Here is a 22,837-nt window from a genome sequence, read left to right on the forward strand (position 1 = left end):
ATCAGCGTGCCGGGTCTGAGAACCAGCGCAACTCCGTCACCAGACTTTGTCCGGCGGCGAGCGTACCGGAGCCGATCAAGGTCGTCGCCGGCACCTTGAGATCGAACGACGGTGAATACCAGCCGGCAGGCAGGGTCTCGTCACCGCGATACGCCATCCAGCTGAGTTCTGCCGGCAGATCGAGCTCGCCGCGCCCGCCGGGCCACGACAGCAGTGCCGTGCGCCCTTCGAGCGTGCATTCCACCTCGGGACCGAGATGCCAGCTGAGGCTCGCCGGAGCGGTAAGCCCTTCATCGCCAAGCACAATATCGGTGACGAGGAGCCGCGCCGCCTGACGCTGCAATTGCACCGAACGGCGATGCAGGAGGCCTGCGCCGCCCTGATATCCCGCGTGCTCGGCGACCCAGTCTGCGTCCGCATCACGCTCGTCAAGGCCGCTGGATGCGACGAGCCGGCTCTGCGCATGCCGTGTCCAGAGGAAAGGCCCGCCCGACACCGACTGATCGCGCGCGAACAGGCAGAGCGTGTTGTGGGCCAGCGTGGAGCGGAAGTAGGCCCGCCATCGCGAATCGCCGTGATAGCAATAGGTGCCGGGGTCGGCGAAGATCTCGACGCCGGCGATCCGGCATTCGATCGACAGCGCATCCGCATGGGCATGCGCCGCAATCCGGCCGAAGCCATGCGGGCCATGGTCGCAGCGGCACCACACTGCTCGCTCAGCGTCGACGAGAAAAGTCTGCCCCGCCCGGTCAAGCAAATGCGGGCGGCGGGCGGGCCGCACGGCGACCGCACGCGGCTTGATGCCGTCGGTCAGAACAAACGTGCGCAGATCAGGCTCCGGCAAGCTGGGCCACCAGGGCAGACCGCCGAACAGGCGCGCACCGGTGCTGAGCAGGCCAAGCCAGCGATTGCCGCCGTGATCGTCGAGCAAGAGGCCAATGCCGTCATCGCCATCGCCCTGACGCGGCGGACGAGCGCGATCGTCGAGCATCGCGGCAATGACATCGCTCATGCGGCACATCGTGGTCCAGACCGCATCGTCAAGCGGGTGCCCGGACGCTTCGCCCTGTACCGCCGCCGCCAGCAGGAGTTCGAGGACAAAGCCGTGATAATCGGTCGCGAGCTCGCCGTTGCTGCCGCAGGCGAGGGTTTGCGCGATGGCTTCGTGTGCCAGCGTGCTGGCTGCATCCTGGCGCCATCGCGCGCTGTCGCGGAAGAAGGGAAACGCACAGGCCGCGACGAACTGCCCGGCAGCCTCCGCGATGACGTGGTTGTTGGCAGACGAGCCGCGGCTCGGAAATCGCGACAGCCAGTATTGATGCGCATGGAGCTGCGTCACGAACAGCTCATTGTCCTCGAACAATGCGGGCGCGCCAGGCCAGTTCTGCAGCAGTTGGCGCACCCAGGTCCATGAGATCAGTCGCACGCCAAGCTCGATGCCGCTGATCCAGTGCGGGCCGCACGGGAATGGATTTTCGCGCCACCAGCTGGTGAGATGCTCGGCCACGCGCCGGGCGTAAATTTCGTCCGAGGTCAGGTAATAGGCCGATGCAAGCACCGTGAGATGGTGGTGACGCGACGGCTCCCAGATGTATTTGATGTTTCCGACCGCCGCTTCGTCGCGATAGGGAACCGCAAACGCGTATATGTCACCCGGCGCACGCTTGCCGCTGCGGACATCGACGAACCAGTCGGGCTGTTCGCCCAGCGCCTCATGATCTCTGGCGAAAACCCGCCAGCGTCCGGCGAGAATCTGATCGGCGCTATGGATCAGCCGCTCGGCAGCTTGCTGCGGGGCATTGGCGGACAAGGGCAGCGGCTTCAGGCGCGGCTGCCGTGCGCCCGCCATCAGCCTGGCGCCGGCGCGCCGCGCGATGTCGGGCGGAGCGATCCGCCAGAGCAGGCGCAGCGCCTGATCGTTCACCCGTCCGGCAAGCTCGGACGGCTCCATGCGCTGCAGTCTGCGCAGATACCAGGCCGGATTCATCTCGCGCCGGTCGCAGCGCGCACAGCGCCATGCCCCGCTGCGCCAATCGTCAGATCGACCGGCGTCCCGGAGGCCGCGCTTTCCTGCACGGCAAGCGTTGCGCGGGTGGTCGCAAGCAGCGAGTCGAGCGCAATCGGCATCGCGGCCCCCGATGCGACCGCCGCAATGAAGGCATCCAGCATCGGCCGCTGGCCCTTGTCGAGCCGCGCTTTCTGCGCCGTCCGCTGTCCGGCGTGCCAGATCTCGAAGCGCGAGAAATTGTCAAAGGCGGCAAAGCCCGTGCTTGCCGATACTTCAAGCGCCTCCTTCGGCACGCGCGGATCGCCGCCGGTGAGATAGCTGAGGCTCGCGACCGAGCCATCGGCAAAGTCGAAGGTCGCGACCAGATTGTCGACGTCCTTGCCGGCGGTACTGGCGGAGACACGCACGGGCTCGCCGCCGAGCCACCAGGACAACACGTCGATGAAATGCCCGCCCTCGCCGACGAAGCGGCTGCCTTCGGTCTCCGCCTGCAGATACCAGGATGATTTCTCCAGCGGGCCGGCGATGACCCGATATTGCAGGGTCTGCGGCCCGGCCGGCGCGAACGCCCTGCGCATGCCTTGCAGCAGCGGCGAGAAGCGGCGATTGAAGCCAACCATCAGCCTGTTGTTGCCGGTCTCGCGGATGGTCTGTTCCAGCTGATCGAGCGCATTAGTGTCGATCGCCAGGGGCTTTTCGACGAACACCGCCTTGCCGGCGCGCAGCGCGCGTGCCGCAAGGTCGGCGTGGGAGGCATGGCGTGTCGCGATCAGCACGGCATCGATATCGTCGGCCTCGAGCACCGAGGCCGCTTCTGTCGAGGCGCGCGCGAAGCCGAACTTGCGCACGGCGGTGGCGCCGCTCAGGCCGGTATTGGTGGCGACCTCGACGAGATCGACGCGCTGGTTATTCGCAAGCTGCGGCAACAGCATGCTGGAGGCATAATTGCCGGCGCCGATGACGCCGAGCCGCACCCGGCCGCTGCGCAGGGCCGCGACCGGGCGATAAATCATCTGCAGCGCGCGGGGAGCGGCATCCGGATAGGCGAACACCATGCCGAGACCGACCTCGCCGCGGCTCATGCGCTCGAAGGCCGACGTCGCCTGCTCAAGCGGCACCACTTCTGAGATCAGCGACGAAAAATCGAGCCGTCCGTCGGCAAGCAGCGCGACGATCGCCTCCATGTTGCGCTTCTCGGTCCAGCGCACATGACCGATCGGATAATCGATGCCGCCCTCCTCGTAGAGCGGATCGTAGCGGCCGGGGCCGTAGGAGCGCGAGAAGCGAACGTCGAGCTCCTTGTCGTAGAATTCGTTCCACGGCAGGTTCAGCGTGCATTTGCCGATGTCGACGATGCGGCCGCGGTCGCGCAGCAATGCTGCCGAACGCGATGCGAGATCGGGATCGTCGCTGCCCGCCGTGATGAACACGCAATCGACGCCGTTGCCCGCGGTCAACTGGTCGACGCGGGCGCGAAACTCAGCCGTGGCATCGTCCGACGCGACCGCACAGACCGCGGCGCCCGCGGCCTCCGCCTGGCGGCAGCGTGCCTCCAGCCTGTCGAGGCCAACAACCACGACGCCGGCGCTGCGCAGCAGGCGCACCATGATCTGCCCGATCAGGCCGAGGCCAATCACGCAGGCGGTCTCACCGAAACGGATCTCCGACTGACGCATCGCCTGCAGCGCGATCGAGGCGATCGTGGTCAAGGCGGCCTGATCGAGGGCTGCACTGTCCGGCACCGGGACGCAGAGATTCACCGGCACCCAATTATATTCGGCATGGGTCGCATATTGATTGCCGCCGCAGCAGACGCGCTGCCCGACCGAGAAGCCGCCGACGCCCTCACCCACTTCCACGACGGTGCCGGACAGCGAGTAACCGAGCGGCGTGTAGGAATCCAGGCGGTTCATCACCTTCTGATAGGTCGCAAGCAATCCCTGCTGGCGGACCGAACGCACCACCTTGGCGACCTGGTCGGGTCGCGCGCGCGCCTTGCCGAGCAGCGACAGGCGCCCTTCCGTAAACTTCATCATCTCGGTGCCGGTCGACACTGCCGAGAACGCCGTGCGCACCAAAACCCCGCCGGGGCGGCAGCGTGGCGACGGCACATCGATCAGCTTGAGCTCGCCGCTCTTATAGTTCTGCGCGATCTGCTTCACAGTCGGTCAATCGCCTCACGTTAACAGCGCTCCTTGTATCGCGCCTGCCGCCCGCAATGAAGCCAGGAACATCATCATAGTTATCCTGTTGTTCGTGAATTAACATCGTATCATTCGAGCAACAGGATCGGTTTTGGCGAGATCTCGACCTCGCCGTTGGCGACAGGTCCCTCGCCGCCATCCAGGCCCTGATAGCGGCTAAAGCGCGGGTCGACCCGGTAAACTGACCGCCCCTTGGTGGTCCACAGGATCAAGCCGTCGCGGCCATCCTGCATATGAAGCGCGACGCGCCAGGTCGACGGCGAGGTCCGGACGGCGGTCACGATGCGTGCGCCGACCAGCCATGACTGGACCGTGCGGTAGGCTACGCCACCCGGAAGCAGCCCACGCGCCGGGTCCCATAATTTTCCAAAATCGCTGCCCCCGCCTGCAAATTCATACCAATAGAAGCGGTCGACACCATTGATCCATTTCAGGATATACGCCCGCGCCAGACAGCCATCCGGATTGTCCTCGTAGGAGGACCAGCCGGCCTCGGTGTCCCAGATCGGCCTTGCGGACAGATCGTGCGCGGCCAGGATCCGCCTGAAGCGCGCAATGATCCCAATCACGGCTTCCGGTTCGCTCGTGTAGCCGTGGAAGGCGAAGATATCGGCATATTGTCCGCCGCCCTGCGCCATGAAGGCCTGTTGCCAGCGATAGCCGTCCGGCGTGCCGTTGGACGGCGGCGTCAGCACCATCAGGCCGGGATCGCTAGCCTTGATGATCTGATAGGCCCGCTTCTGCATCTGGACCATGGTAGCGATATCACCCGAGTAATATTTGGGATCCTCGGGCTCGTTCCAGATTTCCCAATATTTGATGCGCCCGGCAGCGCGCGCCACCGCTGCGCGCACCCAGTCATCCCATGACGCGAGATCACCGGGCGGCGAGCTTGCGCCCGGCGTGAACGCCGGCGGCGCATCCTTCACCGACGCCGCCCATCGCGGCGTGTAGGCGAGATTGAGCACGATATCGACATGCTCGCGCTCGGCCGCCGTGAGGATGGCGTCGAAGCGCGCCCAGTTAAAGATGCCGGGCGCCGGATTGACCTGCGCCCAATAGATCGCGCCCCACAGCCGAACGCCGTCGAATTTGAGCTCGGGCCAAGGATGCGACTGCGGCTGCGGCTGCCCGATCGCGTTGATCGTCATGCCGAACAGCGTCGACGGGATCACCGCATTCAAACGGCTCGCATTCAGCGCATCGCTTGCCGACGCACCACCCCACTGCAGCGGCCATTTGTGGGCCAGCGGCACCACTGCGCTCAAAATCAGGGCAATCAATGCCCTGTGGCCCCAATCCCTCGCTTTGCCTGCCATGTCCGCGTCTCGTCGCCGTCACATCGGTGCCGGGATTGCATAGTGCAAGCCGCGCATGTTAATGCCGATGTTAGTCAGATTGTGATGTTGTTAGGTCAATGGTATAGATCATCGCAGATGTCGAGAGCTGAACCATCACCGCGGCGGATCCTGATCATCGTCGAGAACCTTCCGGTTCCTTTCGATCGCAGGGTGTGGTGCGAAGCAACGTCGCTGCGCAAGGCGGGCTACGAGGTCTCGGTGATCTGCCCGAAGGGCCGCGGCCATGACGCGTCTTACGAATGCCTCGAGGGCATTCACATCTACCGCCATCCGATGCCGGTGGAAGCGCGCGGGATCGCCGCCTACCTCATCGAATATCCGGTCGCGCTGTTCTGGGAGACGTGGCTTTCGATCAGGGTGGCGTGGAAGCACGGCTTCGACGTGATCCAGGGCTGCAATCCACCCGATCTGATCTTCCTGATCGGCCTCCTGTTCAAGCTCGGCGGCAAGCGCTTCGTGTTCGATCATCACGACGTCAATCCCGAGCTCTACGAGGCGAAGTTCGGCCGCCGGGACATGTTCTGGCATTTGCTGCGGCTGGTCGAATATTTCACCTTCAAGACCGCGAGCATCTCGATCGCGACCAACGAGTCCTATCGCGAGATCGCGATCACGCGCGGCCGCATGCCGGCCAACCGGGTCTTCGTGGTGCGCTCCGGCCCCAATCTCGACCGGGTGCGCTCCCGCCCTGCCGATCCGGCCTGGCGCCGTGGCCGGCGCTACAGCGTCGGCTATGTCGGCGTGATCGGCCAGTCGGAAGGCATCGATCTGCTGCTGCAGTCGATCGGCCACATTGTGCACAATCTCGGACGCACCGACATCCAGTTCAACGTCGCCGGCACCGGGCCGGAATGGAACGCGGTCGTCCAGCTCTGCGAGGAGATGCGGCTCTCCGACTACGTCAATTTCACCGGCGCTGTCGCGGATGAGCCGCTGTTCACGATGCTCTCGACCGCGGACGTCTGCGTCAATCCGGACCGCGTCACACCGATGAACGACATCTCCACCATGAACAAGATCATGGAGTATATGGCGCTGGGACGGCCGATCGTTCAGTTCGACGTCCGCGAAGGCCGCCGCTCGGCGCTCGACGCCTCGCTCTATGCGGCGAAGAACGATCCGAAGGATTTTGCCAGCAAGATCATTGCCTTGATCGACGATCCGTCGCTGCGGCAGACGATGGGGGCATTCGGCCGCTGCCGCGTCGAGCGCGCGCTGTCCTGGACGCATGAGGAGCCGAAGCTGCTTGCAGCCTATGAGGCGCTGTTCGCCGCGAAAGCCCCCGCGCAAAGCCTTGCGCCACGCGCAAACGCGACCGCCGAGCGGTCAACCTCGCATTCCAGCGCCAACGCAGCGGCCGGGCGGGCATCGTCTTGAACGGCTTGCCGCTCCATTCACGTCAACCGCGACGCCGCCGCGGTCGCGCGCCAAGGTTATTGAAGGTCGAAGCATGAATGTGAGCATTTTCGGCCTCGGCTATGTCGGAACGGTCTGCGCCGCCTGCTTCACCGAGCTCGGTCACCAGATCATCGGCGTCGACAAGAGCGTCGACAAGGTCGACCTGATCCGCGAAGGAAGATCGCCCGTGATCGAACCGGGCATCTCGGACAAGGTGGCGCGCGCGGTTGCCACGGGTCAGCTGACCGCGACCACCGACGCCACCGAGGCGATCGTCAACAGCGACATATCGATGGTCTGCGTCGGCACGCCCTCGTCCGGCAACGGCAATCTCGACCTGACCGCGATCCGACAGGTCGCGATCGAGATCGGCCGCGGACTGCGCGCGAAGAACGCACCGCATACAGTGACGATCCGCTCCACCGTACTGCCCGGCACCACCCGCGGCACCGTCGGACCGCTGATCGAGGAAGCCTCCGGCAACAGGATCGGCCGCGATTTCGACCTCGCCTTCAATCCGGAATTCCTGCGCGAAGGCAGCGCCATTGCGGATTTCAACGCACCCTCCAAGACCGTGGTCGGCGCCTTCAACCAGGAGACCGCCGACCGCGTGATGGCGCTCTACAAGGATCTGCCGGGCGCCAAGATCACGCCGCCGGTCGAGACCGCCGAACTGGTCAAATATGTCGACAACAGCTGGCACGCGCTGAAGGTCAGCTTCGCCAACGAGATCGGGACGATCGCAAAGACGCTCGGCATCGATGGCCGCGATGTCATGAACATCTTCCTGCAGGACACAAGGCTCAACATCTCGTCGGCTTATCTGCGGCCGGGTTTTGCCTTCGGCGGCTCCTGCCTCCCGAAGGACGTCAAGGCGTTGAAACATCTGGCGCACAGCCGCGGGCTGTCGACGCCGGTGCTCGAGAGCATCCTGCCCAGCAACGACATGATCATGTCGCGCGGCGCCGACTGGATCCTGTCGCATGACGGCCGCCGCATTGCGTTCCTCGGCATCAGCTTCAAGGCCGGCACCGACGATGTCCGCGACAGCCCGTTCGTGGAACTGGTGAAGAGCCTGCGCGGCGAGCAGCGCGACATCCGGATCTACGACCCCAACGTGCGGCTGTCGCAGCTGATCGGCGCCAACCGGGACTTCCTGATGCGCAACCCGGAGCTGGTCGGCCTGCTGCATGACGATGTCACCGCAACGATTGAATGGGCCGACATTGTCGTGCTGACGACGCCCGATCCGCGCTTCGTCGCAGCGCTGAAGGCAACGCGCCATGACCAAATCGTGCTCGAACTGTCCGATATCGGATTGCCCGATGAGGTGCGCGCCAGAGTGAGCGGCTTCCACTGGTAGGGAACAGCATGGCCACAACGGGCCAGATCGACCGACCTGAAATCCGCTTTCACGACGAGATTTCGTCGGGGTGGGAGGCGCTGCATCAGAGCCGCACCTTCAGGGCACGCACCGCCGCCATGTTCGATCTGCTCGGCAATGCGGACCTCGCCGGGCAGCATTGGCTGGATGCGGGTTGCGGCACCGGAACGCTGTCCCGGCTGCTCGCCGCGCGCGGCTGCGACGTCACCGGGGTCGACGCGTCGTCGGAGATGGTCGCGGCGGCACGCGGCCGCTCCGCCGATGATACGCCGGCCGGACCGCTCTCCTTCCAGCAGATCCCGACGATCGCAAGCCTGCCGTTTGCCGATCGATCCTTCGACGGCGTGCTCTGCGCGAGCGTGCTGGAATATGTCCCCGACGTGGCGCAGTGCCTCGCCCAGATCCATCGCGTGCTCAGGCCCGGCGGCCTGTTGCTGGTCTCGATCCCCAACCGCGGATCGCTGCTGCGCCAGAGCTACAAGCTCGCGCACGCGGCCTCCTCGCGCCTGTCGGCGCGGCCGCTGTTCCGCTACCTCGCCTTCTCCAAATTCGACGCCTCGCCGGCCGCCATGCAGGACCTGCTGCGGCAACATGGCCTCACCATGCTCCGCACGAGCTTTGCCGGCTCCCCGCTGCCGCCGGCGCTCGATCGCCGCCCCACACTGGGTACGCTGATCAATATCCTGGCCCGGCGCGACGATTGATGCGGCCGGCGGACACCCGCCTCATGTCTTGACCGCCATCAGCGACTTGGTCATGCCGAGATATCGTTCGCGATAGATTGTCGCGTCCGGAAACGTCTCCGTCATCTCGCGCCAGTCGAACAGGTGCCAGTCGGGCGCGGTCCGCTTGAACCAGAAGCGGTTGAACACCCCGATCAGCGCGATCTGCAGCCGCCTCGGCAACAGCACGATGATGCCGGGCAGCCAGGTATGGCTCTCGATCGGAAAGTAACGGTACGGCGTCTGCACGTAAAACGACTTTGCCACCCGCGAGATCTCGCCGGCAAAGCGGTTCTGGTGCTGACGCGCGATGCTCAGGAATGCCGCCCCATCCTCGATCGTCACGACCTCCTGCTTCGGCCCGGTGACGTGCTCGATCACCGACGAGCAGAAGCAGAAGTCGAACGCCTGATCGTCGAACGGCAGGCGTTCGGCTTCCTGCAGCAGCACGGTCTTGAAGCCAAAGCGCTCGCGCGCCGCCTTGAGGTCGTCGGCCGAGATGTCGCACACCGTGATGTCGCGATGGCGGGGCAGGATCGCCCGAATATGCCGGCCGGTCCCGCCGCCGAGATCGAGAATCTTGGCGTCGAGCGGCAGATTCACGGTGCGAACGAGGAACTCGCCGCGCCGCTTGCGCGCTGCACTGGAAAATCGGGCTTGAATTGCGCCCAGCAATGTCAGTCTCCTGCCTTACTTGATCGCCTCGAAGAAGATCGACTCGTCCGGCCGGTTGTCGAGCCGGTCGATGTCGGGACAGACGCCCTCCCGGTAGGCCCTTGTATGGGTCTCTGAACACCCCGCGGCGCGGAACAGCGTTGCGAGCGACGCGCGGGTATAACCCCAGTGATGCGCGAACGCGACCTCGGAGCGCCGCTCGATCTCGAACACGCCCTTGAGGAAGGCCTGCGGCGCGGCCGGATCGTAGAGCGCGACGATCCTTTCCATGTCGGGAACGACGATGCGGCACACCCCGCCCGGCGCCAGCACCCGCGCGATCTCGCGCGCCAGTCGCGCGACCTCATCGGGAAACAGATGCTCGAAGACGTGTGCGCTGAACACCGCCGAGAGACTGCCGTCCGCGAACGGCAGCGGTTTTGTCAGATCCATGTAGCGCAGCCCGGCAAATCTCCCCTGGCGGTGCTCGGCATAGCGGGCATCGCTGAGCAGGCCGGCAAGATGCAGCGCCCTCGCCGCAAACGGCACCCGCGCGATCCACAGATGCGTGGTGATGTCGGTGTTGATCCAGCCCTCGATGCCGCAATTGAAGGCACCGATATGCAACTTAGATAGCGCGCGGCCGGCTGTGTCGTCGGTCATGTCCGCTCCCGCGCCGAATTGGTCAGCACCACTGTGATCACCGACGCCGCGCTGGAGGCGACCATCGCCGCAACCGCGCCCGTCACCTGCCAGGCCTCCGCCGCAAACGGCAGGACGCAGCACAGCGCGGCGAGGCCCGCGATCCGGCTCAGCATGAACCGCTGCGGCTTGCCGGTCGCAAACAGCGGCAGCGCGAGGCCGAGCCACACCGCATCGAGCGCCATCGCCCCCGCCATCAGGCCGAGGCTGCCGGCACCGATTTCGTAACTCTGTCCATGGATGACAAGCGCGAGAATGCGCTGGCCAAGCAACACGATCACCGCACCGTAAGCGACTGCGATCGACCCGAGCAGCAGCGCATTTTCGCGTGCGGCAGCGGCGACGGCGCTGCGCCTGCCCGCGCGCAGCTCTGCCGCGATCTCCGGCAGGCGGACCGAGAACATCGTCGCACAGAACTGGCTCAGCGGCGCGAACACCAGCAGCAGGATGCGCAGCGACGCACTCGCCTCCAGCCCGATCAGCAGGCCGCACACCGGGATCAGCCCGATGCTGCCGATCCAGTAGGTGAGCGAGGTCGCGACGAACCAGCGGCCGTTACGGAACAGCCGCCGCAGCGAGCCACGGAAGATTCTGGCTTGCGGCCAGGCGAGCTCGCTGGTGTGGGCAAGCAGCCAGCTAGCTGCGAGCGCCGCCGAGATCGCGATGCACGCCATCGCCGCCGCAGCGCCGGCGAGCCTGAAGGCGATCATCAGCCCGGCCGAGACGACCAGCGCAACGCAGTAGGTCAGCGATGACGCCACCGCGCGCGGCAGCCGGCCGTCGAGATAGCAAATGCGGCGGAACATGCTTTGCAAACGCACCGCCGGGATCGCGAGCCCGGTCGCGATCACGAGCCCGCCGGCGCCCCCGCCGAACGCAACGATCACAAGGCCCGCCATCACCAGCAGCAGGCCGAGCGCAGCCGAGACCAGCAACGATGACAGATAGAGGCCGAGCCGCAGCTGTGGCCACAAAGATTTGGGAATCCGATGCGCAGCCGCCGGCAGTCCGTCGTCGAACAGGCCGCGCAAAAACACCGCCTCGATCAGGATCGAGAACGACCAGGCGACGCTGAAGCTGCCGAACGAACTGACATCGAGCACATTGGCGAGCACGATCGTCAGCACGAAGGCCGAGCCGCTGAGCAGCGCCTGATCGACCAGGCCGAGCGCGACATTGCCCCCGGCGCGCCGCAGCCGGCGGAGCGATCCGCGCACGGCATTGGTGACCCACATTTGGGCCGCCGCTCGGTCCAGCCGGTCGGTCAATGCACTCACGCCGCACTCGCACGCAGTCTCGTGAACGCCCGCCGCGGCGCCATCTGCAGCCTGGCCTCGGGGCCGAAATAGCACCAGAACACCAGCACGCAGCCGAAATAATTGTGCAGCAGCTGGCTGGAGTCGTTGGCTGACGCGATCACAACGAACAGCAGCATCGCGAACGGCGCCAGCCAGTACATCCCGCGCCGCTCGAATGTGAAGACGATGCTGTTCCACAACGCCCGTGCCAGCAGCAGCACGTAGAGCGCGCCGCCGAGCAGACCGAACTGGAGGAAGGCGTCGAGATAGGAATTCTCGAACGAGCCGAACTCCGTGTTCCATGGCGCCATGCTCGTCAGCTCGTTGGCGGGCGAGTTCGGCAGCTCGTTGAAGAATCCGGAAAACCCGTAGCCGAGCCAGGGATGCTGCCAGAAGAAGTGCGGCCATACCGACCAGAGGAACGAGCGTCCGGTCAGGTTTCCGCTGCGGCCGACCAACGCATACAGATAGTCGCTGGGCACGACGAGCACGACCAGCGCAAAGGACGCGAGCCCAAGCCAGTAGATCGACGCGGCCCCGCGGCGCCCGAGCACCACCAGCAACAGCCCGAAGGTGACAGCGACCGTCGTCAACATGCTGATCAGCGGCCCTGCGGAGCCGGCCGCGGCGAGCGCGACAAAATGGCATCCCATCAGCAGCAGCGACCAGCCGAATTGCCGCCGTGGTCCGGCCAGCATGCGCACGAAGCAGATCAGCACCATCAGCCCGAAGAAGGCGCCCGCGAGATTCTTGTGGCCGAACACGCCGGCATAGGCCTGGGTCCCGAGCACCGTCGGCCGATTCAGCGCATCGTAGTTCCATTCCGAGCCGATCACCGGAAACAGCAGGACGTGGACGATCAGCACCACGATCCCGATCCGGAACAGCGTGTCGACGAGGCGATCGACCGGGCAGCTGATCACGACCCACGCCGAGAACATCGTGGTCAGCAGATACATTGCGAACTTGACCGACGAGCCGGCGGGGTCGGCGCTCAAGGCGAGCGAGACGACGGCGAAGGCCACGAATGCCAGATAGAGATGCGAATGCAGCAGCAGCAGGCCGAAGCGCGTCCGGTCGACCGCGATATGCAGCATCAGAAGGACGTAGAGCAGCAGCCACGCGCCACGGAACAGACTGGATTCGCCGGCCCGTTCCGCAAACGAGATCCCCTCGACGAAATTGAACAGGAAATAGATGCAGCCGAGCACCATTACCAGATAGGCGTGCAGGAAGACGTCGGTTCGCGACCACCATCTGCCGATCATTGCACGGCTTCCTGTCGGGCTGGCGCGTCCACAAGATGATCGACCGCGGTCATGAAGCGCGAGGCCGCGTCCTGAAGCGCATCGCTTCGCACGCTCTGCCGGGCCTGCTGCGACATCGTCCGCCAGCGCGCGGGCTGTTCCAGCAAGGCGCGCGCCGCATCGACCCACGCCTGTTCATCGAGCGCGCGGACATGGCCATTGTCGTGGTCACGCACCAGCTCGCCGCCGGCCCCGACATGGGGCGATACCAGGCAGGGAACCCCGCACTGCAAGGCCTCGTTGCAGACCAGCCCCCACGGTTCCAGGAGCGAGGGCAGCAGCAGCAGCCGTGATTGCAGATAGACCTCCGAGATCGATGGCCACGGCACATAGCTATCGTGCCGGACCTCGATCCCGGCGGCGGCAAGCCGCGCCAGCATACGCTGTTCGGCGACGCCGGACCCGACCACGCGGACCTTCAAGGCGGGCAGGATGCGGCCGAGCGCGATCGCGACGTTCTCGAAGAAGATCGCGTTCTTGGCGTCGTCATTGATCCGGGCGCACCACAGCAGATGAAACGGACGTTCCAGGAAATCAGGCACAGTTTTCGGCGGATCCCATGCCGGCACCAGCGGCACTACGAACAGATCCGCGTCGTGGACGCCCTCGCCGCGGAAATAATCCCTGCCCTTGTCGCTGCAGCATACCACCGCGTCGCACTGGCGCAGCAGCCAGGGCCGCGCCAGACGATGATAGGCGGTATTGGGCATCGTCTCGCGCCAGCCGTCGATCGTCAGTGCAAGCGGCATGCCGTTGGCGCGTGCCCACGCGGCGCCGGCCAACATAGACGGATAGAGGCCGTTGACGAACAGCAGGTCGGGCGCGAGGTTCTTCAAGCCGCGCGCGATCCCGACATTGACATGGGTGTGACGCGACCGCGACAGCGGGATCGATATGCCGGGCACCGTCCGCGTCGTGTAGCGCGGCGAGAAGGAGCCGGCCCAGGAGCGGTCGGCCTCCTGCGCGGTGCAGGACAGCACGGCGAGATCCAGCCCACGACTGACCAGCTCGTTGTAGAGACGGTTGGTGTAGGGTGTGATCATGTTGTTGAAGACGACCACGCGCGGCGCCATGGCTCAGCGATCCTGCGGCAGCGGCGGCGCCTTGTCGCGCCGGCAGAGCGCCCCGCAATGATAGGTCGCAAACCTCGTCGCGAACGCCGGGCTGGCCGACAACAGCGTCTTCCGCACGATGCTCTTCGCAAGCCCCTTCACCCGCGACGCATGAAACGCGTGCACCGGCAGGCTATGGTCATAGGTGCCGAAGCCCATGACCTTGAGCCCCGCGGTCTCCAGCACCAGGCGAAACGTGTCGGGTGTGTAGAAATTGATATGGCCGATGTCGAGCGTGGATTGCAGCGCCCGGCGGCTGGTGCGCGCGTGCAGTTCGCAGGGTACCTCGACATAGATGAAACCCCGCGCGACGCGGGCAAGCTCGTGCAGGAATGCGCGCGGCTCAGGCACATGCTCCAGGACATGGCTGGCATAGACCAGATCGAACGATCCGTCCGCAAACGGGATCGTCACACCGTCATAGCTCAACCAGTGGAACGGGACCGCCGCCGCGCCGTCGGTCTCCAGATTGGTCGCGGGATCGATGACGTCGATGCCGGTGAAGTCGCGGCCGATACCGACCGCCGACAGCCGCGCCAGCACGGCGCCGGTGCCACAGCCGACCTCGAGGACGTTGCCGATCGCGACGGCGGAGCCGCCCAGCAGGCCCGCGATATGATCGGCCTTGTCGACCGCACAGACCCGCCGCCAGTCGCGCTCGCGTGCCGAATAGACACCCTCATAATGCGCGTTGTGCTGTCCGACGCTGAATTCCATCGTCATGGTCTAGCCACAGCTCCTGATGGCATTCGGGCGAGCTCGTCACGTCCGAAATCCGGTTCACGCTCCAGGTTGCGCCGTTCCGCCGGCGAGCGGCGATCGAGATCGTATCCGATGTCGGCCATGGTGCGGGTCAGGATGTCGACGTTCCGTTTGGGGACAGTTGCGAGGCCGGCCAGCAGCTTCTCCCGATGCGCCCATCCTGGTCCCTTCAGGAGATCGATCGCCTCGGTGTACAGCTCCGTCTTCACCAGACGCGCGAACTCGGCAACCACCGTATCAGACAGGTCGGGCGGCAGGGCATCGAACATGGCGAGCGCCATGGCGCTGCGCTTGACCACGATCCAGCCCTCATTGGGGCCGAGCCGGTATGACATCCGCAGCAGGTCGAAATTCGCGTCGGTCAGGCCCTGCCTGATATTGCGGAGCCAGAACAGCACGAGCCAGAGGTAAGGATCGGCCGGCGCACAGCCGAGCGACTTGTGAATGGCCGCGTCGAGCTCGCCCATCCGAGCGTCCACCCGATCGCCCGATGCGAGCGCGTTCTCGGCAAGCCGCAGCCGGATCACCGCCGTGCTGCGATCGATGGCCGGCATACAATCCGATCGTGCTGCGGCACGCGCGAGGGCCGGACCCAGCGCATCGAGCTCGGCATCGCTGATCGGTACGTTGCGCAGGATCACGTCCCTGGCGCCATCCAGCCGGGTCTGGTCGACAAAGTCAGGCAAGGTGGTCGCGCCCCAGGCGACGGACGAGCACGCGGCCGCGGCCAGCAAGCCGCGCGCGAGCCAGACGCCTGCACGCCCGATCGCCTCACCACGCGGCTCACTCGGTGTAGCCATATCGTCCATAGTGCGAGTTGTAATAGTAGTTCTTGCCGCCATAACCGCTGTAGCGGCTCATCGCGGCGATATCGGCCTTGTTCAGCACGACGCCGAGCAGGTTCTCGTTGACGGCACGGGCGCTGCGCAGCGCCCGTTCGACCACCTGCACTTGGGTCTTGCCCCACTCCACGATGAAGACGAAGGAATCGACGAAGTGCGCGGTGATGCGGACGTCGACCACCGGCGTCAACGGCGGGAAATCAACGATCACGTAGTCATACTGGCTGCGGGCCGCGTCGATGAAGTCCTTCATCTGGTCGGACGCCAGCACCTCGTGCGAATGCGCGATGCGCGATCGTGTGGCGCCCGGCAGGAAGGCAAGCCCGGTCTCGGGATCGCGCCATATCGTGTCCTGCAATGTCGCATTGTTCGACAGCACGTCGAGGATGCCGCGCTCGGCATTCGCGGCGACCTTGCGGCTGAGCGAGGGATTGCGCAGGTCGCAATCGATCAGCAGCACGCGCGCACCGCTCTGCGCCACCAGCTGCGCGAACACGAAGGCCAGCGTCGACTTGCCCTCGTTGGGCAGCGCCGAGGTCAGGCCAAGGATCTTTGACGGCTTGGTGACGTTGAGGTCGGCATTGACCTTGATCGAGCGGATGGCTTCCGAGAACCGCGAGAATGGCGAATCGATCGCCGCCCACAGCACCGGTTCGTCGCCGCGCCGGATCGTCCGCGGACCGGTCGGCAGATTGGGACGGACGGCGACCGCGGCCTTGATCTGGCCTGCCGGCACGCGGGGAACGATGGCGACGCAATCCGTGTCGAGGATCGTCTCGACCATCTCGGCGGTGCGGAACACCCGGTCGTAGAGGTCGCGCAACACGCCGAGCCCGAGCCCGGCAATCAGGCCGCCGAGCATCGAGAGCGCCAGCACGACGAAGGTCTGCGGGTGGCTCTTGCCGAGCGGACGCGAGGCACGGGTGATCACCCGCGCCTCGCTGACCGGGAACGACTGCTGCTGCACATTCTCCATGTAGCGCTGCAGGAAATTGTCGTACAGCGAGCGATAAGTCTGCGCGGAGCTCTCGAGCTCGCGCAGCGTCACTTGCGCCTGGTTGGTGGACTGCGACTGCGACACCGAATCGTTCACGGCGCGCTCGATCTCGCTCTGGCGCTGCAGGGCGATCGCATAGTCGCTCTTGTAGCTTTCGGCGAGCCGCTTCAGCTCATCCATGATCGACGACTGGATCTCGCGCATCTGGTTGCGCAGATTGACAGCAGCCAGATGATTGTAGCCATAGCGCGACGACCAGTCGGCCTCGCGGTTGGCAAGCTCGAGATATTGCGAGCGCAGCTTGGTGATGACCTGGTTGTTCAGGGTATCGGCGACCGTCGCATCGGGGACGCCGCTCTTCACCACCGCCTCGATGCGGTCGAGCTTGGCCTTGGCGTCGGTGACCTGCGACTTCACGTGAAGCAGCTGCGTGTTGAGCTCGCCGAGCTGCTGCTCGTTCATCAACTTGCCGCTGGAGGTGACGATGTTGTTGGTCTTCTTGTAGTCGAGCACCGCACGCTCGGCACTGGATGCCTGCGAGCGCAGCTCCTGGATGCGGTCCTGCAGCCAGACGCTGGCGCGGCGCGTCGCCTGGAACTTGGAATCGAGCTGGTCGACGATGTAGGCGTCGGCGACGGCATTGGCGATCTGCGCGGCGCGCTCGGGATCGAGCGAGCGGAAGCTGACCTCGATCACATAGGTCAGGCCGCGGCGGCGGACCTCGAGCTGTTTCTGGAAGGTACGGACCGCGCGCCGGGTCCGGTCGAACTCGTTGGGCGGCCCGCTGCCCGTGAACAGGCCGGACACGAAATCCAGCACCGCTCCCGCCGCGCCCGCCCTGGAGCCGACGAATTCCGGATCGTCGGTGAGCTTGAGGTCCCGGATCACCGCGAGCGCCACGTTCTCCGACTTCAGGATTTCGACCTGGCTCTCGACCGCGGAGGAATCGACCGGGACGTCACTGACCGGCGATTGCTGCTGGAAGACCTGGAATTTGCGCGTGTCGATGATCATCGTGGCAAGCGCGGTATAGCTCGGCGCCGCCGTTGCCAGGTAGCAGATGCCGCCGAACAGGCAGAGCGCGGCGGTCCCGAGGATGACCCAATACTGCCGGAGCAGATAGGTGACGAACGCGTCGAACGTTTCCGCCAGCGACGGCAGCTCGGCCGGACGATTTCTCAGATCGACGGACGGCGAAATCTGGTTGCGCTGAAGCATCTCGTCCTATCGCCGCGCCGGCAGGCCGGAGCCTGCCCTCGCGCCCTCCAATGAAACTGGGAAGCGTCCCGCCGCCGACACCGAAGCGCATTGCTGCAGAGAGTTCGCCATTGACGATCGGAAGCCGGCTCAGGGAGTAACTGTAGTAAGAAGTGTGGTGGTGCCGGTCGTGCCCGTCGTCCCGTTGCCCGATCCGGTGACCGATGAGGTGAAGCTGAAAATGCCGGTGTTCACGCTGTTGCCGCCGATGGCCTCGAGCGCGCCGCCGCCTCCAGCGCCGTTGGCGCCGAGGGCGCCGGTCTGGCCGCCGGATGCACCGGCGCTGCCTGCGCCGCCGCCACCGGTCGCAGCGGTGCCGCTATCTCCCGACGCCGCGGCGAACGCCATCACGGTGTCGAGATCCTTGGTGTCGGCAATCGCCCGCTGGATGCGCGTTGCATAAGGCTGGTTGCTGCGCACCACGATGCGCGCGGCCTGGGCGAGACCGGCGGCGATCGCGGTCTTCTGGTCCTTGCTTGCCTTGGCGAGCAGCCCGATGATCGTATCCAGCGTCGTCGGATCGTTGGTGACGAAATCGCGCGCCCGCGAGGTCAATTCCACCCCCGCGTTCGGATACTGGGTCAGCAGCTGCTCAGGAGAGCCCTTGAAATTCGTGATCGCCTGGGAGAGCTGGCTCTGCCCGCCGGCGGCTTGCGCCAATACTTCACCGCCGGGCGCCGCGAGCGCCAACATCATCAACACCGCCACGCGCGAGGCAGAAAAGCCGCCCGATCGCTCAAATGTGAACACCGCTATCTCCCTAACGAATACTAACAGTTCGTTAGCATAATCGGAGTTATCGCGCCAATTAAATAGCCTCGCCGGCCGCGGCCCCGGCGCGCCCTGCCAAATCAACGTTAACCGGCGGCCCCGCCATAACATTGGCGCCGCCGCGGCCGCCGCCCGGTCCGGAGCGGAAGGATTGTGACAGTCCCGCCCCGAGCAAGGCCGCGATGACGACCGCGTAGCCGGTGATCTGGAGCGAGAAATCGATCATCGAATGGATGGCGCCGGCGGCCGACGCGCACAATGCCGCAAGCGGCACGATCACGTCGCGGCGGCGGCTCCGCACGCCATGCGCGAGCACAGCGAACGCTGCGAGCAGCATGACAATGACGGCGCCGGCCATTAACATTCCGCCGTCGGACGCCAGTTCGAGCCAGCTGTTGTGCGCTCGGTTCCAGGTCCCGCGCAGCGAGATGTCATCGGTCCGATAGGCCGGATAGACCCATTCGAAGCTCCCGAAACCATCGCCGAGCCAGGGATGGTCAAAGATCATCCGCAGCGTCGCGCGATAGGTCGAGAACCGTCCCTCATCCGACAGCCCCATGGTGCTGAAGCGCGCGCCGACGCCGCCGCCGAGAAGCTGCAGCAGGGCGAGCGCGACCAGGCTGCCGACGCAAAGCGCCATGATCAGGCCGTAGCGCGGCGGCATCCGCTTGCGGAAGAAGATCGCGACCGCGACGACCGCGGCGAGCAGCGAAATCCCGACGCCGCCGCGCGATCCGGTCAGAAACATGGCCAGCAGGCAGACCAGCCAGCCCAGCGCATGGCCGGCGAGCCGGCGCCGTGCCGGCCTGTCGAGGCGCGCCAGCAGGCGCGACGAGCTGAAACGCCGCGGCGGCCAGTTGCGCTCGATCAGCTCGCAGCCAAACAGCAGCCAGATCAGGGCGCAGCAGCCGTAGTAGATGCCCGCGGTGTTGCGGTTGACGAAGGGCGACGTCAGCCACGTCAGATGCGCCTCCTTCTCATGGAGCAGGAAAATCCGGGTCGGATCGATCGCGAACGTGACGATACCGGCGATCGCATAGACGAGGCCGGCCGCGGCCACCGTCCGCAACAGCCCGCGCGCTATCGCGCGATCGGCACCGAGCACGACACCGATCGCAAAAGAGAGCAGGCAGACGATCCCAAGGCCGGCGGAATAAAACGGCTGATGGCGTGCGATCGACGCGATCGGCGGCAGTTCGGCGGGCAACAATCTGCCGGCCTCCGCCCACAGCGCGTTCGGCGCCACGCCGAGCCAGAGGTGGACCGCCGACTGCTCGTGCAGCACCAGCAGGGCGAGCGCCGCCAGCAGCGCCGTCACCGCGAGGATTGCAAGCTGGCTGTCGCGCAGACGCATCGGCAATGCCCCGAGCAGCGCGACGGCGAGCAGGATCGACCAGATCGCGGGTGCTGTGACACCGACCGAGCCAAGCGGCAGCGGCGCCAGCGCGACGACGGCGCAGAACAGCCACGACGACCATCGCACTGACCACGGCAGTGCCGTCGCCTCGCGCGAGCCGGAAGGTAATCGTGAATTTGTCATGAAGCCGGCCGGGCCGGCTCACGCCCCGAAATCAGGGCGCAAGCTTGATCGAATTGCGAAGTAAGGTTGCGTTGTAGGCGGCCACGATCGGATCGTTCACCGTTGCGGTCACGAGGCGGATCTGCTGCATGACCTTGGCATCTTCGACCGACGCCGCATTCGACGCATACAGCACGTCCTTGTTGCGCAACTGGAAACGCGTGGCCAGGAAATAGCCGGCCGGATCGCGGAAATTGATGTTGTAGACGACCGGGATGATCGGCCCTGAATATTTGCTGACGTCGACGCCGAGCTTAGCGGCGACTTCCGGCAACTCGCCGCGATAGACGAACACCGAGGCCGGGTCGGCCGAGGAATCATTCAGGCCGCCCGCCTTGGCGACCGCTTCGGCGAGCGAGATGCGCCAGGCCTCGAAGTTGAACTGGCCCTGCGCGCCCGAGGCGCCGAAGGCGACGAAGGTCTGCGGCTCGCGGTAGACATAGATGGTGTCGCCCGGATGCGCGTAGATGTTGCTCTTGGGCTCGTAGACCAGCTGGCCGAACGGAACCGTGGTGCGCTTGCCGTCGCGCTCGAGCATAACCCAGGTATCGAAGCCCTGCCCTTTCGGGCCGCCGGCGCGCGTGATCGAGTCGAGCACGCGCTCGCCTGCGGCATTGGCGGGGAAGCGGTTCGGCGTATTGACCTCGCCGAGCACAGAGATCAGCGAGGTGCGCTGCTCGATCAGGGCGACCACGGCCTGCGGCTCGATCGCGCGGTTCTTCAGCGCGTCGACGATCGAGCGCTGCACCTCGGTCGGGGTGCGGCCCTTGGCGCGGAGCGCGCCGGCATAGGGCACCGAAATATTGCCGTCGGTATCGACGTTCTGGTTCGGCAGCGTGATGTAATTGCCGGGGCGCACGCCGGCCTCGACCGGAATGAACAGACCGCCAGCGGCGGCTTCGAAGATCGTGACACTGACGACGTCGCCGATGCCGAAGTGGATGTCCTTGGGCGGCGGGCCCTGGATGCCTCCGGCGAGTTGCGGCGCGAACGACGCCAGCACGTTCTCGACTTGCGGCGTGATCTTGACCATCGCATAGGGCAGGCTTTCCGGATCCTTCTGCCCGGCCACGACATCAGAACTCGTCGGACCATTGGTCGGCATGTAATGGCAACCGCTGACCGATCCGGCGGCCGCAAGCAATAACATTGCTCGAATGAAATTCGCACGCGACATCTAAATACTCCGACCGTGCCGTAACATGCCGACTATGAAAATCACAAGGTTCCGTGATATATTGCGATGCAATTGATAGAGAATGTTAGCAAGGTGAGGTAATTCGGCGACACCGGCAACATCATCGCGGGACAAAGCTCTGCAGGACGCCACTGCGGCTTTGCTTTCGTGTGATGTCCCCGTTATCTCTGAATGAGATGGTTTGAGTTGACCGATTGAGGGTGTGATGACCCGCCTAAAGCCACTGACGATCGCGCTGGCAACCTCTGTGGTTTTGCTTGGCGGATCGGGCGCAAATGCCGCTGAATTGAGCATTACCAAGGCCCCGCGCGTCGCCGAGCGCGTCGGCGGCCACTGCCAGCGGCTGCAATATTGCCACGGCGACGTCTGCCAGTGGAAACGGGTTTGCTGGCACGGCTGTCCCGACCGCTACTCCTGCGCCCCGCTCTACGGCGCCTATGGACCCTATGGCGGCCGCGACTATTGGGCCTCGTATAGTTACGGCGACCTGCGCCCGTTCTGAATGTTAATCGACTAACATAACAGCCCATCATTCGAGCGTCGGCCGTCATGCCGGCGGTTTGCGGCGATCGGGTTAACCCCGACTTAGGACCCGGCCCGATATGATGCGGGCACAGGGTTTGGTTATGTTATTTGTCTTCCTTGGCAATTTGATCGGCGGCGGCGTTCTCGGGCTGCGCCGGCACTGTCTGGTGCTGGTGCCGGTGATGCTCGCGGAACTCGCGCTGCTCGCCGCCATCGGAGGCACGTGGTCGGAGACCATGCTGCTCATGGTCATCGCCATCGTATCGCTGCAAGGCGGATATCTCGCGAGCACCTTCGCCCCACTGCTCTGGTCCCGCCCGCGTATCCCTGTCCTCGCCCTGCGCCGCCCGCACTAGGTGGCGTGGACACTTATCGCATCCATAGAACGATGGCTGCGAGAGTGACGACGGCAAGGTAATTTCGGGCGGTTTTTTCGAAGCGGGTTGCGACGCGACGGAACTGCTTGAGTTTGCTGAAGCAGCATTCCACGAGATGGCGCTGGGCATAGAGATGCTTGTCGAGCGGATGTTTGAGTGCCCGCGACGGGTTGTTGGGGATGACGGCGAGTGCCCCTTTGGCTGCGATGGCTTGGCGCAAATGATCGGCGTCGTAGGCCGTATCAGCCATAACGACCTCGGCAGGCAATCCCTCGATCAGTTCGGCAGCTTGCGGCGCGTCGCCCTTCTGGCCTGCGGTCAGCGTGAACCGCACCGGGCATCCCAGGCCTCGGACGGCCAGATGTATCTTGGTGCTCAG

20 protein-coding genes are annotated in these 22,837 nt (G+C 65.2%); 5 read left to right on the forward strand and 15 right to left on the reverse strand.

Annotated features, from left to right (window positions below; translation table 11 throughout):
* Nucleotide 1: 1 nt before the first annotated feature.
* From K359_RS0128565 to K359_RS0128575, 3 genes are all read right to left on the reverse strand, one after another.
* On the reverse strand, nucleotides 2-1,987 hold the full coding sequence (locus K359_RS0128565) for an alginate lyase family protein (RefSeq protein WP_029082386.1): 1,986 nt from the start codon (nucleotides 1,985-1,987) through the stop codon (nucleotides 2-4).
* Nucleotides 1,984-4,170 carry a bi-domain-containing oxidoreductase gene (locus tag K359_RS0128570; protein WP_029082387.1) on the reverse strand — a complete coding sequence of 729 codons (2,187 nt, stop codon included), beginning with the start codon at nucleotides 4,168-4,170 and terminating at the stop codon, nucleotides 1,984-1,986. Before K359_RS0128570 ends, K359_RS0128565 begins: the two co-directional genes overlap by 4 nt.
* Before the next feature lie 110 nt (nucleotides 4,171-4,280).
* Nucleotides 4,281-5,531, reverse strand: coding sequence for a glycosyl hydrolase (locus K359_RS0128575; protein WP_245284744.1), 1,251 nt, complete (start codon nucleotides 5,529-5,531; stop codon nucleotides 4,281-4,283).
* 117 nt (nucleotides 5,532-5,648) lie between these two features.
* On the opposite strand from K359_RS0128575, the gene K359_RS0128580 reads away from it, so the two are divergent.
* The 3 genes from K359_RS0128580 to K359_RS0128590 all read left to right on the forward strand — a co-directional run bounded on the left by K359_RS0128580 (nucleotide 5,649) and on the right by K359_RS0128590 (nucleotide 9,059).
* Entirely contained in the window at nucleotides 5,649-6,950 is a 1,302-nt protein-coding gene (locus tag K359_RS0128580; protein ID WP_029082389.1) for a glycosyltransferase family 4 protein, read from the forward strand.
* A gap of 73 nt (nucleotides 6,951-7,023) precedes the next feature.
* Complete coding sequence (locus tag K359_RS53240) at nucleotides 7,024-8,334, forward strand: nucleotide sugar dehydrogenase (RefSeq protein ID WP_035977270.1); 1,311 nt, start codon at nucleotides 7,024-7,026, stop codon at nucleotides 8,332-8,334.
* Between the two features lie 8 nt (nucleotides 8,335-8,342).
* Nucleotides 8,343-9,059: a bifunctional 2-polyprenyl-6-hydroxyphenol methylase/3-demethylubiquinol 3-O-methyltransferase UbiG gene (locus tag K359_RS0128590; RefSeq protein WP_029082390.1), complete on the forward strand. Its 717-nt coding sequence runs from the start codon at nucleotides 8,343-8,345 to the stop codon at nucleotides 9,057-9,059.
* A gap of 21 nt (nucleotides 9,060-9,080) precedes the next feature.
* Here K359_RS0128590 and K359_RS0128595 read toward each other — a convergent pair whose 3' ends face one another.
* The 11 genes from K359_RS0128595 to K359_RS0128645 all read right to left on the reverse strand — a co-directional run bounded on the left by K359_RS0128595 (nucleotide 9,081) and on the right by K359_RS0128645 (nucleotide 21,535).
* Nucleotides 9,081-9,752 (reverse strand): class I SAM-dependent methyltransferase, encoded by a 672-nt coding sequence (locus K359_RS0128595; RefSeq protein WP_029082391.1) that lies wholly within the window; start codon nucleotides 9,750-9,752, stop codon nucleotides 9,081-9,083.
* 15 nt (nucleotides 9,753-9,767) lie between these two features.
* Complete coding sequence (locus K359_RS0128600; RefSeq protein ID WP_029082392.1) at nucleotides 9,768-10,394, reverse strand: methyltransferase domain-containing protein; 627 nt, start codon at nucleotides 10,392-10,394, stop codon at nucleotides 9,768-9,770.
* Nucleotides 10,391-11,710, reverse strand: coding sequence for a polysaccharide transporter (locus K359_RS0128605; protein ID WP_029082393.1), 1,320 nt, complete (start codon nucleotides 11,708-11,710; stop codon nucleotides 10,391-10,393). The genes K359_RS0128600 and K359_RS0128605 overlap by 4 nt, the downstream gene beginning before the upstream one ends.
* Nucleotides 11,707-12,999 carry an O-antigen ligase gene (locus tag K359_RS0128610; RefSeq protein ID WP_029082394.1) on the reverse strand — a complete coding sequence of 431 codons (1,293 nt, stop codon included), beginning with the start codon at nucleotides 12,997-12,999 and terminating at the stop codon, nucleotides 11,707-11,709. The genes K359_RS0128605 and K359_RS0128610 overlap by 4 nt, the downstream gene beginning before the upstream one ends.
* Nucleotides 12,996-14,111, reverse strand: a complete 1,116-nt coding sequence (locus K359_RS0128615; RefSeq protein ID WP_029082395.1) for a glycosyltransferase family 4 protein — start codon at nucleotides 14,109-14,111, stop codon at nucleotides 12,996-12,998. Before K359_RS0128615 ends, K359_RS0128610 begins: the two co-directional genes overlap by 4 nt.
* A 3-nt stretch (nucleotides 14,112-14,114) precedes the next feature.
* On the reverse strand, nucleotides 14,115-14,873 hold the full coding sequence (locus K359_RS0128620) for a bifunctional 2-polyprenyl-6-hydroxyphenol methylase/3-demethylubiquinol 3-O-methyltransferase UbiG (RefSeq protein WP_029082396.1): 759 nt from the start codon (nucleotides 14,871-14,873) through the stop codon (nucleotides 14,115-14,117).
* Nucleotides 14,870-15,712, reverse strand: a complete 843-nt coding sequence (locus K359_RS0128625) for a hypothetical protein (RefSeq protein WP_051346463.1) — start codon at nucleotides 15,710-15,712, stop codon at nucleotides 14,870-14,872. Before K359_RS0128625 ends, K359_RS0128620 begins: the two co-directional genes overlap by 4 nt.
* Nucleotides 15,696-17,969, reverse strand: coding sequence for a polysaccharide biosynthesis tyrosine autokinase (locus K359_RS0128630; RefSeq protein WP_029082398.1), 2,274 nt, complete (start codon nucleotides 17,967-17,969; stop codon nucleotides 15,696-15,698). Before K359_RS0128630 ends, K359_RS0128625 begins: the two co-directional genes overlap by 17 nt.
* 129 nt (nucleotides 17,970-18,098) lie before the next feature.
* Nucleotides 18,099-18,758, reverse strand: coding sequence for a hypothetical protein (locus tag K359_RS0128635; protein WP_029082399.1), 660 nt, complete (start codon nucleotides 18,756-18,758; stop codon nucleotides 18,099-18,101).
* A gap of 58 nt (nucleotides 18,759-18,816) precedes the next feature.
* Nucleotides 18,817-20,319, reverse strand: coding sequence for an O-antigen ligase (locus K359_RS0128640; RefSeq protein WP_245284745.1), 1,503 nt, complete (start codon nucleotides 20,317-20,319; stop codon nucleotides 18,817-18,819).
* A 31-nt stretch (nucleotides 20,320-20,350) separates the two neighbouring features.
* Nucleotides 20,351-21,535, reverse strand: coding sequence for a polysaccharide biosynthesis/export family protein (locus tag K359_RS0128645; protein ID WP_198031189.1), 1,185 nt, complete (start codon nucleotides 21,533-21,535; stop codon nucleotides 20,351-20,353).
* Nucleotides 21,536-21,761: 226 nt separating this feature from the next.
* On the opposite strand from K359_RS0128645, the gene K359_RS0128650 reads away from it, so the two are divergent.
* Entirely contained in the window at nucleotides 21,762-22,058 is a 297-nt protein-coding gene (locus K359_RS0128650; protein WP_029082402.1) for a hypothetical protein, read from the forward strand.
* Between the two features lie 100 nt (nucleotides 22,059-22,158).
* A complete protein-coding gene (locus tag K359_RS0128655; RefSeq protein ID WP_156928698.1) occupies nucleotides 22,159-22,437 on the forward strand; it encodes a hypothetical protein in 279 nt (92 codons plus the stop codon).
* 13 nt (nucleotides 22,438-22,450) lie between these two features.
* Here K359_RS0128655 and K359_RS0128660 read toward each other — a convergent pair.
* Nucleotides 22,451-22,837, reverse strand: a 387-nt coding sequence (locus K359_RS0128660; protein ID WP_156928699.1) for an IS5 family transposase, incomplete at its 5' end; no start/stop codon positions are given.

The sequence above is a fragment of the Bradyrhizobium sp. th-b2 genome (genome assembly GCF_000426785.1).
In the GTDB taxonomy this organism is placed as follows: Bacteria; Pseudomonadota; Alphaproteobacteria; order Rhizobiales; family Xanthobacteraceae; genus Bradyrhizobium; species Bradyrhizobium septentrionale.